A 15,730-nucleotide genomic window follows, 5' to 3' on the forward strand; every position below is an offset into this window, starting at 1 on the left:
GCGCGACAATGGCCAGATGAACCGGCTGCGTGCGATCGGAGCCGCCGGGGCCGTGCTGCTGGTGGCCGCGGCCACCCTCGCTGCCGCGCCGAGCCCGCCCCCGCTCCCCCAGCCCCAGCTGACCCGGGAGCAGGTGGACTCCGCCCTCGCCGGGCTCGACCCGTACGTCACCGAGGGCATGGCCGAGACCGGAGTGCCGGGCGCGGCCGTGGCCGTGGTGTACCGGGGCGAGGTCGTCTACGCCAAGGGGTTCGGGGTGCGTGCGGCGGGCCGGGAGGCCCGCGTCGACCCCGGCACGGTCTTCCAGATCGCCTCGCTGTCGAAGCCGCTCTCCTCCACCGTGGTCGCCGGGACCATCCCGGACGGCGCGGCCCCCGGCCAGGGCTGGGACCGGCCGGTCCGGCTGCCCGGATTCGCCCTCAAGGACCCCTGGGTGACCGGCCATGTCACCCTCGCCGACCTGTTCTCCCACCGCAGCGGACTCCCCGACCACGCCGGGGACCTCCTGGAGGACCTCGGCTACGACCAGAAGTACGTCCTGGACCACCTGCGGCTGGAACCCCTCGGCGGATTCCGCGACAGCTACGCCTACACCAACTTCGGGCTGACCGCCGCGGCCGAGGCCGTCGCCCGCGCCAAAGGGGTCGGCTGGCAGCAGCTCAGCGCCGACACCCTCTTCAAGCCCGCCGGCATGAAGAACACCTCCACCACCCACGCGGACTACCTGAAGGCCGCCAACCGGGCCGTCACCCATGTCCGCGGCCCGGACGGCACCTGGCGCCCCGGACCGCCCCGCGACGCCGACGCCCAGGCACCGGCCGGCGGGGCCAGTTCCAACCTCACCGACCTCACCCGCTGGATGCGCCTCCAGCTCGGCAACGGCACCCTCGACGGGCACCGGATCATCCCCGCGGAGTCCCTGGACGCCACCCGGGTCCCGGCGGTCGTCTCCCGGCAGCCCCGGCCCCCCGACGGGGACCCCGGCTTCTACGGGCTGGGCTGGAACGTCTCCTACGACCAGGCCGGCCGGCTCCGACTCTCCCACTCCGGGGCCTTCGCCCTGGGCTCCAACACCAACGTCACCCTGCTCCCGCTGGAGCAGCTCGGCATCGTGGTGCTCACCAACGGCTCCCCCGTCGGCCTCGCGGACGCGGTGGCCCTGAACTTCTTCGACACCGCCGAGCACGGCCGGGCCACCACCGACTGGCTGCCCCTGATCGCCTCCCTGTACGCCGGGGAGGAACAGGCCGCACGCTCCGCCACCGACTACGCGAAGCCCCCGGCCGAGCCCGCCCCGGCCCGCGAGGACGCCGCGTACACCGGCACGTACGACAGCCCGTACTACGGGAAGGCCACCGTCCGCGCCGCCGACGGCCGGACCGGCGGACTGGTCCTGGAACTCGGACCGGGCCCGATGCGGTTCCCGCTCGCCCACTACTCCGGGGACACCTTCAGCTTCGAGACCCGCGGGGAGAACGCGGTGGGCCCCACCGGGGCCGTCTTCGGCCGGGACGGCACCCTGCGGATCGAATACCTCGACACCACCGGCCTCGGCACCTTCCGGCGCGCCCACTGACCTCCTGCACGCACCGCCTGGGCCGGAGGAGACGGCCTAGGCTGGGGCCCGAGATGAGACGCCGCACCCCGCCCCCGCCCTCCCCGCTGCCCCAGCGCTCCGGGATCGACCCGGTCCGGCTGCGGATGCCCGCCGAGGCCGGGCATCCCACCGTCGGGGCCTTCCTGACCGCGCACTACGCGGGCGGCCCCGGGGCGGCGGCCGTGGCCGGACTGCTGGCCCGCGGCGGGGTGCTCGGGGCGGACGGCCGCAGCCTGTCGGCCGGGGACCCCTACCGGCCCGGCGGATACCTGTGGTTCCACCGGGAGCTGCCGCCGGAGGCCCCGGTACCGTTCCCGCTGCGGGTGGTCCACCGGGACCCGCACCTGCTGGTGGTCGACAAACCGCACTTCCTGGCGACCACCCCGCGCGGCAGCCACATCACCCAGACCGCGCTGGCCCGCCTCCGGGACGAGCTCGGCCTGCCCGGCCTCTCCCCCGCCCACCGGCTGGACCGGCTCACCGCCGGACTGGTCATGTTCAGCGTCCGTCCCGAGGACCGGGGCGCCTACCAGCTGCTGTTCCAGCGGCGGGCGGTGCTCAAGGAGTACGAGGCGCTGGCCGCGCACGATCCGGCCCTGGCCCTGCCCCGCACCCTGCGCAGCCGGATCGAGAAGACCCGCGGGATCATCGCGGCCGTGGAGGTCCCGGGCGAGCCGAACGCCGAGACCACGGTGGAGCTCCTGGAGCACCGGGCGGGTCTGGGCCGCTACCGGCTGACCCCGCACACCGGCCGCACCCACCAGCTGCGGGTGCACATGAACTCCCTGGGGCTGCCGATCCTGGGGGACCCGGTCTATCCGGAGGTCACCGATCCGGCACCGGAGGACTACCGGCGGCCGCTCCAGCTGCTGGCCCGCCGACTGGAGTTCACCGACCCCGTCACCGGGACCGCGCACCGCTTCCGGAGCGGGCGGTCCCTGCGGGCCTGGACCGACTACGAGGGCTGGGCGGACGGCCCCTCGGAAGGACCGGCGGCGGGGGCGGCGGACGGTCCGGCACCGGACGGCGGCTGAGGGACCCTCACCCCGGCCACCCGCAGGGCCGCGTCGGCCGTGGCCCCGGCGAACTCGGCCACCGGCCGGTCCGGGTCCGACCGGTGCACCAGGACGACCCCCTCGATCAGGCCGAACACCAGGTCGTTGCGGAGGTCCAGCCCGGCCCGGTCCCACCGGAGCCCTTCGGCGGCGGCCGCCTCGGCGAGCAACAGCCGGTACACCGACTTCAGTTCGCCCCGCATCCGGCGGAAGGGGGCGCAGCGGTCACCGCTGACCTCGGGCAGCAGGTAGAGCGCGCCCGGATTGCGGCTCCCGCCGCACAGCACCAGCACATCGGCCCGGCACAGTTCCCAGAGGCGCAGCGCGGCCGGCCGTCCGGTGTCCCCGGCCAGCCGGCCCGCCAGCCGGAGCGAGGGGGCGACCGTGGACTCCAGCAGTTCGGCGAGGAGGTCCTCCTTGCCGCCGAAGTAGTGGTACATCGTGGCCTGCCGCATCCCGGCCTGCCGGGCAACCTCACGGGTGGTGGTGGCCCCGTACCCGGCGCGGGTGAACAGCTCGGCCGCCGCGTCGAGGAGTTCCTCGCGCGGCGGCCGGCCGGTCACCCGTCTTCGCCCGTCGGCGCGCGGCCGCCCCACCCGTCGTTCCACGTCCGTCATGGCCAGATCGTCCCACAGCACACAGGAAAACGATCATGGCAAGAGATCAGACCGCACCAACCTGGACTTCGGAGGAAGATCCGAAGAGGGTCAGCCGACGGAGCTGTAGGCCACCACACCCCTCAACAGGGAGTCCACGGCCTTGCGGGCGTTCCGCGCCACCGTGCTGCCGCCGTCCGCCGACCCGGGAGCGGCCGCGGCCACCTGTCCCAGCACGTCGATGACCTGCTTGCACCAGCGGACGAAGTCCCCGGCGGGCATCTCCGCCTCGCGCAGCACCTCGTCCAGGCTCTTGTCCGAGGCCCACTGGTAGGCCGCCCACGCGAAACCGAGGTCCGGCTCCCGCTGGCCCACCCCCTCGGCCGCCTTGATCCCGTGCTCCTCCTCCAGGGCGTCCAGCCGGCCCCAGATCCGCACCATCTCGCCGAGCGCCTCCTTGGCCGCGCCGGCCGGCACCTTCGGCGCCACCGCGTCGTCGGACTGCCGCGCCTCGAACACCAACGCGGAGACACAGGCGGCCAGTTCGGCCGGGCTCAGGCCCTCCCACACCCCGGCCCGCAGGCACTCCGAGGCCAGCAGGTCCAGCTCGCCGTAGAGCCGGGCCAGCCGGCGGCCGTGCTCGGTGACCTCGTTCTCCCGGAGGTAGTCCAGCTCCGTCAGCAGGGCGTGGATCCGGTCGAAGGTCCGGGCGATGGTGTTGGTCCGCCCCTCGATCCGGCTCTCCAGCTGCCGGGTGTCCCGCTTCAGCCGGTGGTACCGCTCCGCCCAGCGGGCGTGGTCCTCCCGCTCGTCGCAGCCGTGGCAGGGGTGCGCCCGCAGCGCGGCCCGCAGCCGGGCGATCTCCCGGTCGTCCGCCGCCTCGGCCCGGCCCCGCCGGTTCCGGGCCGGCACCAGGTGCCCCGCCTTGGTCCGCAGCGCCGAGGCCAGGTCCCGACGGGACTGCGGGGAGCGGGGATTGAAGGACTTGGGGATCCGCAGCCGCTCGATCGGCTCCACCGGCACCGGGAAGTCGATCCCGGCCAGCCGCTTGACCTGCCGCTCGGCGGTCAGCACCAGCGGGCGCGGGCCCTCCTGGTACTCGTACCCCCGGTGCCCGTTGGACCGGCCGGCCGGCACTCCCGGGTCCAGCACCAGCGCCAGCCCGGCGAACTTGCCGGTGGGCACGTGGATGACGTCGCCCGGCTTGAGCCGCTCCAGCGCGGCCGCCGCCTGCACCCGGCGCTGGGAGGCGCCGTGCTTGGCCAGCTCGGTCTCGCGGTCCTTGAGGTCGCGGCGCAGCTGCGCGTACTCGGCGAAGTCCCCGAGATGGCAGGTCATGCCCTCCCGGTAGCCCTCCAGGCCCTCCTCGTTGCGCTGCACCTGCCGGGAGATCCCGACCACCGAGCGGTCCGCCTGGAACTGCGCGAACGAGGTCTCCAGCAGCTCCCGCGACCGGTGCCGCCCGAACTGCTGCACCAGGTTGACGGCCATGTTGTACGAGGGGCGGAAGCTGGACCGCAGCGGATAGGTGCGGGTGCCGGCCAGTCCGGCCAGCCCCACCGGGTCCATTCCGCGCTGCCACAGCACCACCGCGTGGCCTTCGACGTCGATGCCCCGGCGGCCGGCCCGGCCGGTCAGCTGCGTGTACTCGCCGGGGGTGATGTCGGCGTGCTGCTCGCCGTTCCACTTGACCAGCTTCTCCAGGATCACCGTCCGCGCGGGCATGTTGATGCCCAGCGCCAGGGTCTCCGTGGCGAACACGGCCTTGACCAGCCCGCGGACGAACAGCTCCTCGACGACCTCCTTGAAGGTCGGCAGCATGCCCGCGTGGTGCGCGGCGATGCCCCGCTCCAGGCCCTCCAGCCATTCGTAGTAGCCCAGGACGTGCAGGTCCTCGGCGGGGATGGAGGCGGTCCGCTGCTCCACCAGTTCACGGACCCGCAGCCGCGCCGACTCGTCGTTCAGCCGCAGCCCGGCGAACAGGCACTGCTGCACGGCCGCCTCGCAGCCGGCCCGGCTGAAGATGAAGTTGATGGCGGGCAGCAGCCCGTCGCTGTCCAGGCGGGCGATGACCTCGGGGCGGCCCGGGGTCCAGATCCGGTTGCGGGAACGGCGCTCCCGCTCGCGGTCGGCCTCCCGGACCATCTTCCCCCGGCGCCGCTCGCGCGGGTTGTACGTACGGGTGTTCTCCTCCCGCGCCATGCGCAGCAGGTCGGGGTTGACCTCGCGGCGGGCGGAGCCGCGGCCGCCGTGGTCGGACTCCTCCTCGAAGAGGTCGTAGACCCGCCGGCCGGCCATCACGTGCTGCCAGAGCGGGACGGGCCGCTCCTCGGAGACGATCACCTCGGTGTCCCCGCGGACGGTGTCCAGCCAGTCGCCGAACTCCTCGGCGTTGGAGACCGTCGCGGAGAGGGACACCAGGGTCACCGACTCGGGCAGGTGGATGATCACCTCTTCCCAGACGGCCCCGCGGAACCGGTCGGAGAGGTAGTGCACCTCGTCCATCACCACGTATCCGAGGCCGATGAGCGCCCGGGAGCCCGCGTACAGCATGTTGCGGAGCACCTCGGTGGTCATCACCACCACGGGGGCGTCGGAGTTGACGCTGTTGTCACCCGTCAGCAATCCGACCTTGTCGGCGCCGTAACGCTTGACCAGGTCGGCGTACTTCTGGTTCGACAGGGCCTTGATGGGCGTGGTGTAGAAGCACTTGCGGCCCTGGGTCAGGGCGAGGTGGACGGCGAACTCGCCGACGATGGTCTTGCCCGAACCGGTGGGGGCCGCGACGAGCACGCCCTTCCCGGACTCCAGGGCCTTGCAGGCGTCGATCTGGAAGGGGTCCAGGCCGAACTCGTACATCTCGCGGAAGGGGGCCAGCGCGGTGGCCTCCTCTGCGGCGCGGATCCGGGCAGCGGCGTACCGCTCGGCGGGAGAGAGGTCCTCGGTCATCTTGCTTCGAGCCTACCCGCCCCCTCCGACAACAGTCGCGATCATTTAGCTGATCAGCTACCCGATCAGCTGGACCGCCCCCGGGACGCATTCCGCGGTCACCGGCAGCGGGCCCATCGGCTCCCCGTCGGCGTAGGCGGTGAACCCGGCCGACTCCAGCCGGATCCTGGCCGCCCGGTGCACGGTGACCTTGGGATGGTCCAGATGCGTCCCCTTGTAGACCTGCGGGAACACCTTGAGCAGGGTGGCCCGGGAACAGTCCCCGACGACCGTGACGTCGAAGAGCCCGTCGTCGGGGACGGCGTCCGCGCAGATCCGCATGCCGCCGCCGTAGGAGGATCCGTTGCCGACCGCGACCAGGGTGGCCTCGGTCTCGACGGCGGGTCCGTCGTCCAGGGTGATCCGGTAGCGGAAGGGCCGGAAGGCGGCCAGCTCGGCGAGCATCGCCAGGTCGTACTTGAAGCGGCCCGAGGGCCAGCGCATCCGGTTGCCCCGGTCGTTGACCCGGGAGTCGAATCCGGAGCACAGGACGGTGCCGAACCAGCGTCCGCCGTCCACCCGGCCCAGGTCCACGGGCCGGATCCGGCCCTCCTTGAGGGCTTCCGCGGCCAGCCGCCCGGCCCCCGCCGGATCCCGTACGGGCAGGCCCAGCGAGCGGGCGAAGTCGTTGCCGGTGCCCACCGCGACCACCCCGAGCGGGGTCCGGGTCCCGGCCAGGGCCTGGAGCGCGAGGTGCACCATGCCGTCCCCGCCGACGGCGAGCACCGCCCCGGTGCCCTCCCGGGCGGCGGCCCGCAGCCGGGCCAGCGCGTCCTCGGCGTCGGTGCCGACCACCGTGCGGACGGAGAACCCGGCGGCCCGGAGCGCGGAAGCGGCCGGCTGCGCGGCCCGCGCGCCCCGGCCGCGTCCGGCGGTGGGATTGACGAAGAGGGTGATCTCGGCGCTCACCAGCGCAATGTACCTGTCAGGTGGCGTCGTCGAAACCGTTGATCCGGTGGCGTGCGCCGTCGGCCTGCTCGGGCAGCGCGGCCGGTGCCGCGACCGGCTCGATCCCGCCCACCGGGGCGGGGGTCAGGTCCAGCTCGGAGGCCTCGTCGTCGTCCAGCCCGGCATCGGGGTCGTTGCGGGCGCGCCGCTTGTCGTTGAGCAGGCAGACGCCCAGGGCGAGGAAGTAGAGGGCCACGATCGGGCCGGCCAGCGACAGCATGGTGAGCGGGTCGCCGGTGGGCGTCGCGAAGGCGGCGAAGACCGTGATGCCGAGGATGAAGGCGCGCCACCAGCTGCCCAGCCGCTTGCCGGACAGTACCCCGGTGAAGTTCAGCAGCACCAGCAGCAGCGGCAGCTCGAAGGCCAGACCGAAGACGATCACCATTCTGGTGACCAGGTCGAGGTAGTCGTCGACCGGCAGCAGGTTCCGCGCGTGCTCGGGGGTGAAGTCGAGCAGGATGGTGGCGGTCTGCGGCAGGATCACGTACGCCAGCACCGCACCGGCCGCGAACAGCGGGGCACCGATCGCGACGAAGCTCATCGCGTACTTCTTCTCGTGGCTGTGCAGTCCGGGGGCGGCGAAGGCCCACAGCTGGTAGAGCCACACCGGCGCGGACAGCACCACACCGGCCATCAAGGAGACCTTGAGGGCGATCGAGAACGGCGCGATCAGACCGTTCACGGTCATGTCGGCACAGGGCCGTCCGTTGCGCTGCGACACGACGCCGTCGGTGCAGCCCACGGAGTCCAGCATCGGCTTCAGCAGGAAGTCGATGAGGTCCTTGTAGAAGAACGCCGCCACAATGGTGATCACGAGGATCGCCAGGACCGACTTCAGCAGCCGGTTTCGCAGCTCACGCAGGTGCTCGACAAGCGGCATGCGCCCTTCGGCGTCCTTGTCCTGCTTGCCTGGTTTCCCCTGCTTGCGGGCAGACTTGAGCAACCCACGTCCCTTGTCTCGTTACAGCTGGCTGACGGTACGACCGGTGGATCCGGAGGTGCCCGGTGGATCCGGAAGTGCCCGGATCAGCCCTGCGTGGTGCGGTTGGTCTCGTTGACCGGACGGGAGCTGGTGACGTCCCCGGGAGCGGCCTGGATGGTGCGCGGAGCGGCCTGCGGGGCGTCGGCCGGCGCGGTGGCCTGCGGGGCGGCGTCGGCCTGCGGGTCCTCGCCGTCCTTCTTCATCGCCTTCGCCTCGCTCTTGAGGATGCGGGCGGACTTGCCGAGGGAGCGGGCCATCTCGGGGAGCTTCTTGGCACCGAACAGCAGCAGGATGACAGCGATGATCAGAATGATCTCGAGAGGCTTCAGATTGCCGATCATGTTGACTTCCTTCTCACCGGGAGCGGCTGGAGGTGGTGACTGCGACAGGTCCGAACGGAAGTCCGTTGACCTGCTGCCAAGGATCGTAACCCCCAGGGGTAAACGCCCGGCAATCCCCCGGGGTACCCCGGCTTGCGCCGGACGTGCGGTGTGAACGGGCCGCGACGGGTGTGTGAACCCGCGGCCGACCGGCCGGACTCGCGCTAGCGGCGTACCGCGTGCCCGGTGCGGGCCAGGTCCTCGGCGGCGCGTTCGAGGTCGGCGGAGACCTCGGTCAGCCGCCGGCTGGACTCGGCGACCTGCCGGGCCAGCCGTCTGGCCTCGGCCCCGACCCTCAGGGCCGGTACGGCGAGGACGGCGAGCCCGAGGAATCCCAGGGCGACGGCGAGCATGGGCCACAGCATGCACCGAGCATAGTCCGTGCCCGCCGCGGGCCGGGCGGGCCCTCAGACGCTGCGCAGGGTGCTGACACCGCCGCCGGTGAGGAGTTCCACGATCCGCTCCCCGGCGGGTTTGCGGACGGCGGCCCCGCACTCGGGGCAGGTGAAGGAGTAGAAGGTGGTCCGGCGGCTGCCGCCGACCACCAGCCGGAGCGCGCCCGCGGCGAGCTCGAACCGGGCCCGGCAGTCCGGGCAGCCGGCCTTGAAGCTGACGCCGCCGGCCGTGCCGCCCGCCGTACCGCCCGAAGCGGCACCGTGCGCGCCACCGGTCCGACCCTTTCCGGAGCCGTCCCCCGGACCGTCCGGCCCGCCGGAGTTCCCTGCCCTCACCGTCGCCCCCTCGCCCCGTACGATCCCTGTCCTCCGCAGCCGCCCGCCCGGCGGAATCCGGCCCGGCCCCGGCGGTGCCGGGCTACTCGCCGTAGTGGGCGAGGGCCTCGGCGGCCGCCCGGCGGGCGCTGTCGGCCAGACCGGCCGGCTCGGCGATCCGGCCGTCCCGGCCCAGCCGCAGCGCCAGCCGGCGCAGGCTGGCCGGGTCCGGGGTCCGCAGGGTGATCCGCAGGCCCCCGTCCGGCAGCTCGGCCGCGCTGTCGTGCGGGTAGTACTCGGCGACCCAGCGTCCGCCCGGGCCGACCTCGACCACCACTTCGGGGTCCTCGGCGGCCGGCTGGACCAGCCCCTCGGACAGGTCCCGGGGCTCGATCGCCGGGGGCTCGGCCCGCTCGTCCAGCAGCCGGATCTCCGCGACCCGGTCCAGCCGGAAGGTGCGCCGGGCCTCCGACAGGTGGCACCAGCCCTCCAGATAGGTGTGGCCCACCGCGAACAGCCGGATCGGGTCCACGGTCCGCTCGGTGAGCTCGTCGCGGGCCGGCGAGTAGTAGCGCAGCCACAGCCGCCGCCCCTCGGTGATCGCCCGGTCCACGTCCGCGAAGACCCCGCCCTCGGACTCGAAGGTCACCGACAGCCGGGCGCTGGCCCCGGCCGCCTCCCCGGCGGCCGCCTCCAGCTTGGCGGTGGCGCGCAGCAGCGCGTCCCGGTCGCTCTCCCGCAGCCCGGGCAGGGTGGCCACCGCGCGGGCGGCCACCAGCAGGGCGGTCGCCTCGTCGGCGGCCAGCCGCAGCGGCTCGGCGGTGGACTCCCCGGAGGCGTCCGGGTTCCGCCACCAGATCCGCTCGCCGTCGGTGTCGATGTCGAGGAGGTCCCCGCCCCGGAAACTGGTGCCGCACATGGGCAGCACGTCCAGGTCGGAGATCAGCTCGTCCTCGCTGATCCCGAAGGCCCTCGCCACGTCGGCGACGTGCGCCCCCGGGCGTTCCCGCAGGTACGTCACCAGGGACAGCATCCGCCGGGTCTGGTCAATCGCGTTCGCAGCCATCGCTGGTACGAGTCCCCTCAGCCCTGGGCCACGGCGCGCAGCCGGTCCACCACATCGGCCCGCAGGTCCGCGGGCTCCATCACCACCACGTCCGGCCCGAACTCCACGAGCCAGGCGTCCAGCCCGTGCCCGTAGGGGATCTCCAGCTCGTCCCAGCCCTCCGCGACGCCCTCGCGCAGCACGGCCGCCTTGGCGCGCAGCGGGTATCCCGCGCCGGCCCGCAGCCGGATCAGTGCCGTCCGGTCGGTGATGTCACCGGCCCATTCGGCCACGGTCTCCCGGACGGTGACCACGTCGGGCACCTCGGCCGTGTACTTCCCGGCCCGCGAGCGCACCTTGCCGGTGATCCGGGACAGCCGGAACACCCGCTCCGCGCCGCGGTCCCGGTCGAAGCCGGCCAGGTACCAGTGGCCCCGCCAGCACTCCAGGGCCCAGGGCTCCACCTGCCGGGGCTCCGGCCGGGCCGCGTTGGACTTCCGGTAGTCGAAGACCACCGGGCGGCGGTCCCGGCAGGCCAGCATCAGCGGTTCGAAGGCCGCCTCGTGGACCGGGATCCGCGGCTCGATGGCGCTGTGCCGGCCCTCGTACGGGTCCTCGGCCTCCGGCATCCCGCCGGCCCGCAGCTTCTGGAGGGCCCCGCTGGCCGCGCCGGCCAGCCGTGCCTGCTGCCACACCTTGGCGGCGAGCCCGAGCGCGGCGGCCTCCTCGGCGTCCAGCGAGACCGGCGGCAGCGTGTTGCTGTCCCGCCGGGCCAGATAGCCGATGTCCCCGTCCAGGTTCTCCACGGTCTCGATCACCAGACCGAGCTCCCGCAGATCGTCCTTGTCCCGCTCGAACATGCGGTTGAAGGATTCGTCGTTGCCGGCTTCCATGTACGCCTCGATGGAACCCCGCAGCTCGCGCTTGCTGAGCGGCCGGCGGGTCCCCAGCAGACACAGCGCCAGGTTCATCAACCGCTCGGCCTTGGCAATCGCCATCGACGCCCGCCCCCACCTTCTCCACACCCGACCGGACCTACCAGCCGTGACCGTACCGCCCCGGCGCGCCCCGGCAAAAGCGAGGGCCCCCGCCGTCCGGCGGGGGCCCTGCCCAGATCAGCCTGTGCCGATCAGCCTGCGCCGATCAGACGGCCATCAGGTCGCACACGAAGATCAGCGTCTCGCCCGGGGCGATCGCGCCGCCGGCGCCGCGGTCCCCGTACGCCAGGTGCGCCGGGATGACCAGCTTGCGGCGGCCGCCGACCTTCATGCCCTGGACGCCCTGGTCCCAGCCCGCGATGACCTGGCCGACACCGAGCTGGAACTGCAGCGGGGCGCCGCGGTTCCAGGAGGCGTCGAACTCCTCGCCGGTGGAGAAGGCCACGCCCACGTAGTGGACGGAGACCCGGGAACCGGCCTTGGCCTCGGCGCCGTCGCCCTCCCAGATGTCCTCGATGACGAGGTCCTTCGGGGCCTCGCCGCCGGGGAAGTCGATCTCGGGCTTCTCGAGCTGCTTGCTCACTGCACTGCTCCTCAGTTCAAACCGGTCAATCGGGAACAGTCTTACATTGCTCCGACGATGTCGACGACGAACACCAGAGTCGAGTTGGCCGGGAGGTCCGCGCCCTTGTCCTGGTCCTTGTAGGCCTGCTCCGGCGGGATCACCAGCAGCACCCGGTCACCGACCTTCTTGCCGACCAGGCCCTTGTCCCAGCCCTCGATGACCTGGCCCGTGCCGATCGCGGTGACGAACGGCGAACCGGTCTTCCAGGAGGTGTCGAACAGGGTGGCCTTGTCCTTGCCGGCGTTCGGCTTCCAGGCGGCACCGCTGTACTGCATGTAGACCATCTGCCCGTTCTTGACGACCGGGCCCTTGCCCTCGATCAGGACCTTGCTGACCAGGCCCTTGGGCGGGTCGTTCTTGGGAATCTTGATCTCCGCGGCGGCTTCCTTGTCCGCCGAGACCTGCGGCAGGTCCGCGGCGATCGGCGCCTGGGTGCCCTCCGCCTTCTTCGGCAGCGGCTGCACCAGGTCCACCACGAACACCAGGTTGTCGGTCGGGCCGACCCCCACCTGCTCGTTGCCCTGCGCGCCGAAGGCGGCGGCCGGCGGGGCCACCACCAGCACCCGGCTGCCGACCTTCTTGCCGGTGACGGCCTCCGAGAACATCGGCAGCATCGTCGGCGAACCCGCCGTGATCACCAGCGGGGAGCCGCCCTCGTCATAGGAACCGGGCGCCAGCTCCTTGCCGCTCTTCCAGACCTTGCCGGTGTACTTGACGACCACCGAGTCGTTCTTGTTCACCACCGGGCCGGTGCCCTCGGTGACGGTCTTCACCACGAACTTCCCGCTGGGCTCGCCCTTGGGCACGGTGATCGCCGGCTTCTTGCCGGTGTCCCCCGCCACGGTGGGCATCGGGTCCGCGGCGTCCACCGGCTTGGGCGCACCCGACGCGGGCGACTGCGAGGACTCGGCCTCCGCCTTCCCGGAATCGTCGCTGTCGCCGCAGGCCGCGGTGAGCATCAGGGCCGGCACGATGAGGGCGGCTGCAAGTCGGCGTCGCACAGAGGTCCTCTGGTAACTGGTAGGGGCCACGGGTCCCCGCCACTCTACGCACAAGTAGCCGCCCACCGGGCCCCACCCGGCACACGCGCGCGCGAAGGCCCCGTACGCCGTCCTTCGGCGTACGGGGCCCCGGCCCGCCGGCACCGGCTACATGCCGGCGATCAGCTTCTCCACCCGGTCGTCCACCGACCGGAACGGGTCCTTGCACAGCACCGTGCGCTGCGCCTGGTCGTTCAGCTTCAGGTGCACCCAGTCCACCGTGAAGTCCCGGCGCTGCTCCTGCGCCCGCCGGATGAAGTCCCCGCGCAGCCTCGCCCTGGTGGTCTGCGGGGGCACCGACTTGCCCTCGAAGATCTTCAGGTCGTTGCAGATCCGCGCCGTCTGACCCTTCCGTTCCAGCAGGTAGTACAGCCCCCGCCGGCGGTGGATGTCGTGGTAGGCGAGGTCTATCTGGGCCACTCGCGGGTTCGACATGGTCATGCTGTGCTTTTCCCGGTACCGCTCGATCAGCTTGTACTTGATGACCCAGTCGATCTCGGTGCCGATCCGGTCCAGGTCCTCCGCGTCGATCGCGTCCAGGGTCCGGCCCCACAGCTCCAGCACCTGCTCCACCGTGCCGGTGCGGATGCCCCGGCGCTCGGCGAAGTCCACGGCCTTCTCGTAGTACTCCCGCTGGATCTCCAGCGCGGAGGCCTCCCGGCCGCTGGCCAGGCGCACCTTGCGCTGACCGGTCAGGTCGTGGCTGACCTCGCGGATCGCCCGGATCGGGTTCTCCAGGGTCAGGTCCCGCATCACCGTGCCCGCCTCGATCATGCGCAGCACCAGGTCGGTCGCCCCGACCTTGAGCAGCATGGTCGTCTCGGACATGTTCGAGTCCCCGACGATCACGTGGAGGCGCCGGTAGCGCTCCGCGTCCGCGTGCGGCTCGTCCCGGGTGTTGATGATCGGCCGGGACCGGGTGGTCGCCGAGCTGACGCCCTCCCAGATGTGCTCGGCGCGCTGGCTCACGCAGTACACCGCGCCCCGGGGGGTCTGGAGCACCTTGCCGGCCCCGCAGATCAGCTGCCTTGTCACCAGGAACGGAATCAGGATGTCCGCGAGGCGGGAGAATTCCCCGTGCCGGGCCACCAGATAGTTCTCGTGGCATCCGTAGGAGTTGCCCGCCGAGTCGGTGTTGTTCTTGAAGAGATAGACGTCGCCCGCGATTCCCTCCTCGTGCAGGCGGCGTTCGGCGTCGACCAGCAGACCTTCGAGAATGCGCTCGCCGGCCTTGTCGTGGGTGACCAGTTCGGTCACGTTGTCGCATTCGGGAGTTGCATATTCCGGATGCGACCCCACGTCGAGGTACAGGCGGGCGCCGTTCCGCAGGAAGACATTGCTGCTGCGGCCCCATGACACAACACGGCGGAAGAGGTAGCGCGCCACTTCGTCAGGAGACAGTCGGCGCTGTCCCCTGAACGTGCACGTGACGCCGTACTCGTTCTCCAGCCCGAAAATGCGGCGGTCCATGACTGAACATTACGCCGTCAGCTGTGTTCTGAAACCGAGTTCGAGACCGGGGTTCCGATCAGTTTTCGACGAGCACCCCGGAGGACCCCGCCGCAACCCGGTCCCGCGGCCGCGAGGCGAGCACCCGCTGAGTGCTCATCAGCACCAGCAGGGCCAGCGCCCCGCCCACCGTGGCGACCCCGAATCCGGCCGCCGTACCGGCCTGTTCCAGCGCCGGACCGGCCACCGCCGTGCCGATCGCCGCACCCACCCCGAAGAAGGTCACCAGCCAGGAGAAGGCCTCCGTCACCGTGCCCACCGGGGCGTGCCGGTCCACCACGAGGAAGGCGCAGGCGATCGCCGGGGCCAGGAACACCCCGGCCAGCGCCGCCAGCAGGCACATCGCCACCGGGCCCGGCACCAGCATCAGCGGGACGTAGCAGACAGCCAGCAGCGCCACCAGCACCCGCAGCCGCCGCTCGGGGGCCCCGGCCCACTCGCGGGCGCCGTAGGTGACCCCGCCGAACAGCGCGCCCAGTCCGAGCGCCGCCATCAGCCAGCCGTAGACCGCGTCGCCGCCGTGGTCGTCGGCGTACGCCAGCCCGGCCACCGTGATCGAACCGAGGGCGGTGCCCACGAAGAAGAACGCCCCGAGCAGGGCCAGCAGCCCGCCCGAGCGCAGCGCCCCCAGCCAGTGCGCCTCCCGCGGCTCCGACTTCCAGGCCCGCGAGGGCTCCGAGAGCACCACCGACAGGGCCCCGAGCACGCCCACCGCGTTGAGCACCAGCAGGGCCACGCCCGGGTCCCAGACCGCCACGCACAGGGTCACCAGCAGCGGCCCCACCGTGAACATGACCTCCTGGGCCACCGCGTCCATCGCGTACGCCTTGTGCACCTGCTCCTCGCGGCCGCCCAGCACGCTCGGCCACAGGGCCCGCAGACCCCCCTCCAGCGGCGGTGTGGCGAGTCCGGCGAGCACCACGGCCGCGTAGGCCCAGAGCGGCTCCCCGATGCCCGTCAGGACCAGCCAGACCATGCCCAGGGCCGACACCACGGCGGCCGGGAGCTGGATCCGGGGCTGGCCGAAGAGGTCCACGGCCCGGCCGAGCAGCGGCTGGCCCACCGCGTTGGCGACCCCGTACGCGGCGGCCAGGGCGCCCGCCAGGCTGTAGCTGCCGCCCTCCGCACGGGTGAACAGCACGATGGCGATGGCGGCCGTGCCGTTGGGCAGCCGGCCCACCAGCGTGCCTACGAGCAGCCTCGCGGCATGCCTCGTTCGCAGCAGCTCCGCATATCCGGCGGCCATGGACGCCCCTTTCCGCCCCGGAGCCCACGACCGAGGTAATACGTATAACGTGACGGGTAATACGTACCATG

15 protein-coding genes are annotated in these 15,730 nt (G+C 72.4%); 2 read left to right on the forward strand and 13 right to left on the reverse strand.

Going from position 1 to position 15,730, the window contains the following annotated elements; genetic code table 11:
• Nucleotides 1-16: 16 nt before the first annotated feature.
• Together ACZ50K_RS22280 and ACZ50K_RS22285 are read left to right on the forward strand one after the other, a co-directional pair.
• Nucleotides 17-1,576, forward strand: coding sequence for a serine hydrolase (locus ACZ50K_RS22280; RefSeq protein ID WP_468905679.1), 1,560 nt, complete (start codon nucleotides 17-19; stop codon nucleotides 1,574-1,576).
• A 53-nt stretch (nucleotides 1,577-1,629) separates the two neighbouring features.
• Entirely contained in the window at nucleotides 1,630-2,631 is a 1,002-nt protein-coding gene (locus tag ACZ50K_RS22285; protein WP_468905682.1) for an RluA family pseudouridine synthase, read from the forward strand.
• Here ACZ50K_RS22285 and ACZ50K_RS22290 read toward each other — a convergent pair.
• The 13 genes from ACZ50K_RS22290 to ACZ50K_RS22350 form a co-directional block, all read right to left on the reverse strand.
• Entirely contained in the window at nucleotides 2,553-3,269 is a 717-nt protein-coding gene (locus ACZ50K_RS22290) for a helix-turn-helix domain-containing protein (RefSeq protein WP_468905685.1), read from the reverse strand. The genes ACZ50K_RS22285 and ACZ50K_RS22290 overlap by 79 nt on opposite strands.
• A 90-nt stretch (nucleotides 3,270-3,359) precedes the next feature.
• Nucleotides 3,360-6,197, reverse strand: coding sequence for a DEAD/DEAH box helicase (locus ACZ50K_RS22295; RefSeq protein WP_468905688.1), 2,838 nt, complete (start codon nucleotides 6,195-6,197; stop codon nucleotides 3,360-3,362).
• Between the two features lie 57 nt (nucleotides 6,198-6,254).
• Nucleotides 6,255-7,145 (reverse strand): diacylglycerol kinase, encoded by an 891-nt coding sequence (locus ACZ50K_RS22300; protein WP_468905691.1) that lies wholly within the window; start codon nucleotides 7,143-7,145, stop codon nucleotides 6,255-6,257.
• 16 nt (nucleotides 7,146-7,161) lie between these two features.
• Nucleotides 7,162-8,127 carry a twin-arginine translocase subunit TatC gene (tatC, locus tag ACZ50K_RS22305; protein WP_468905693.1) on the reverse strand — a complete coding sequence of 322 codons (966 nt, stop codon included), beginning with the start codon at nucleotides 8,125-8,127 and terminating at the stop codon, nucleotides 7,162-7,164.
• A gap of 83 nt (nucleotides 8,128-8,210) precedes the next feature.
• Nucleotides 8,211-8,507, reverse strand: a complete 297-nt coding sequence (gene tatA / locus ACZ50K_RS22310) for a Sec-independent protein translocase subunit TatA (RefSeq protein WP_468905696.1) — start codon at nucleotides 8,505-8,507, stop codon at nucleotides 8,211-8,213.
• A 203-nt stretch (nucleotides 8,508-8,710) separates the two neighbouring features.
• Nucleotides 8,711-8,911 carry a hypothetical protein gene (locus ACZ50K_RS22315; RefSeq protein WP_468905699.1) on the reverse strand — a complete coding sequence of 67 codons (201 nt, stop codon included), beginning with the start codon at nucleotides 8,909-8,911 and terminating at the stop codon, nucleotides 8,711-8,713.
• Nucleotides 8,912-8,953: 42 nt separating this feature from the next.
• On the reverse strand, nucleotides 8,954-9,277 hold the full coding sequence (locus ACZ50K_RS22320; RefSeq protein WP_468905701.1) for a hypothetical protein: 324 nt from the start codon (nucleotides 9,275-9,277) through the stop codon (nucleotides 8,954-8,956).
• Between the two features lie 82 nt (nucleotides 9,278-9,359).
• Nucleotides 9,360-10,322, reverse strand: a complete 963-nt coding sequence (locus ACZ50K_RS22325) for a helix-turn-helix transcriptional regulator (RefSeq protein WP_468905704.1) — start codon at nucleotides 10,320-10,322, stop codon at nucleotides 9,360-9,362.
• A 17-nt stretch (nucleotides 10,323-10,339) separates the two neighbouring features.
• The gene (locus ACZ50K_RS22330; protein ID WP_468905707.1) at nucleotides 10,340-11,299 is read right to left on the reverse strand and encodes a helix-turn-helix transcriptional regulator; all 960 of its coding nucleotides are present in this window, start codon (nucleotides 11,297-11,299) and stop codon (nucleotides 10,340-10,342) included.
• A 145-nt stretch (nucleotides 11,300-11,444) separates the two neighbouring features.
• Entirely contained in the window at nucleotides 11,445-11,822 is a 378-nt protein-coding gene (locus ACZ50K_RS22335; protein ID WP_468905709.1) for an FKBP-type peptidyl-prolyl cis-trans isomerase, read from the reverse strand.
• A gap of 41 nt (nucleotides 11,823-11,863) precedes the next feature.
• Nucleotides 11,864-12,865, reverse strand: coding sequence for an FKBP-type peptidyl-prolyl cis-trans isomerase (locus tag ACZ50K_RS22340; RefSeq protein WP_468905711.1), 1,002 nt, complete (start codon nucleotides 12,863-12,865; stop codon nucleotides 11,864-11,866).
• 147 nt (nucleotides 12,866-13,012) lie between these two features.
• Complete coding sequence (gene pafA, locus ACZ50K_RS22345; RefSeq protein WP_468905714.1) at nucleotides 13,013-14,374, reverse strand: Pup--protein ligase; 1,362 nt, start codon at nucleotides 14,372-14,374, stop codon at nucleotides 13,013-13,015.
• A gap of 58 nt (nucleotides 14,375-14,432) precedes the next feature.
• Nucleotides 14,433-15,659, reverse strand: a complete 1,227-nt coding sequence (locus tag ACZ50K_RS22350; RefSeq protein ID WP_468905716.1) for an MFS transporter — start codon at nucleotides 15,657-15,659, stop codon at nucleotides 14,433-14,435.
• Between the last annotated feature and the right edge of the window lie 71 nt (nucleotides 15,660-15,730).

The organism is Streptomyces sp. NPDC033845 (assembly GCF_055576225.1).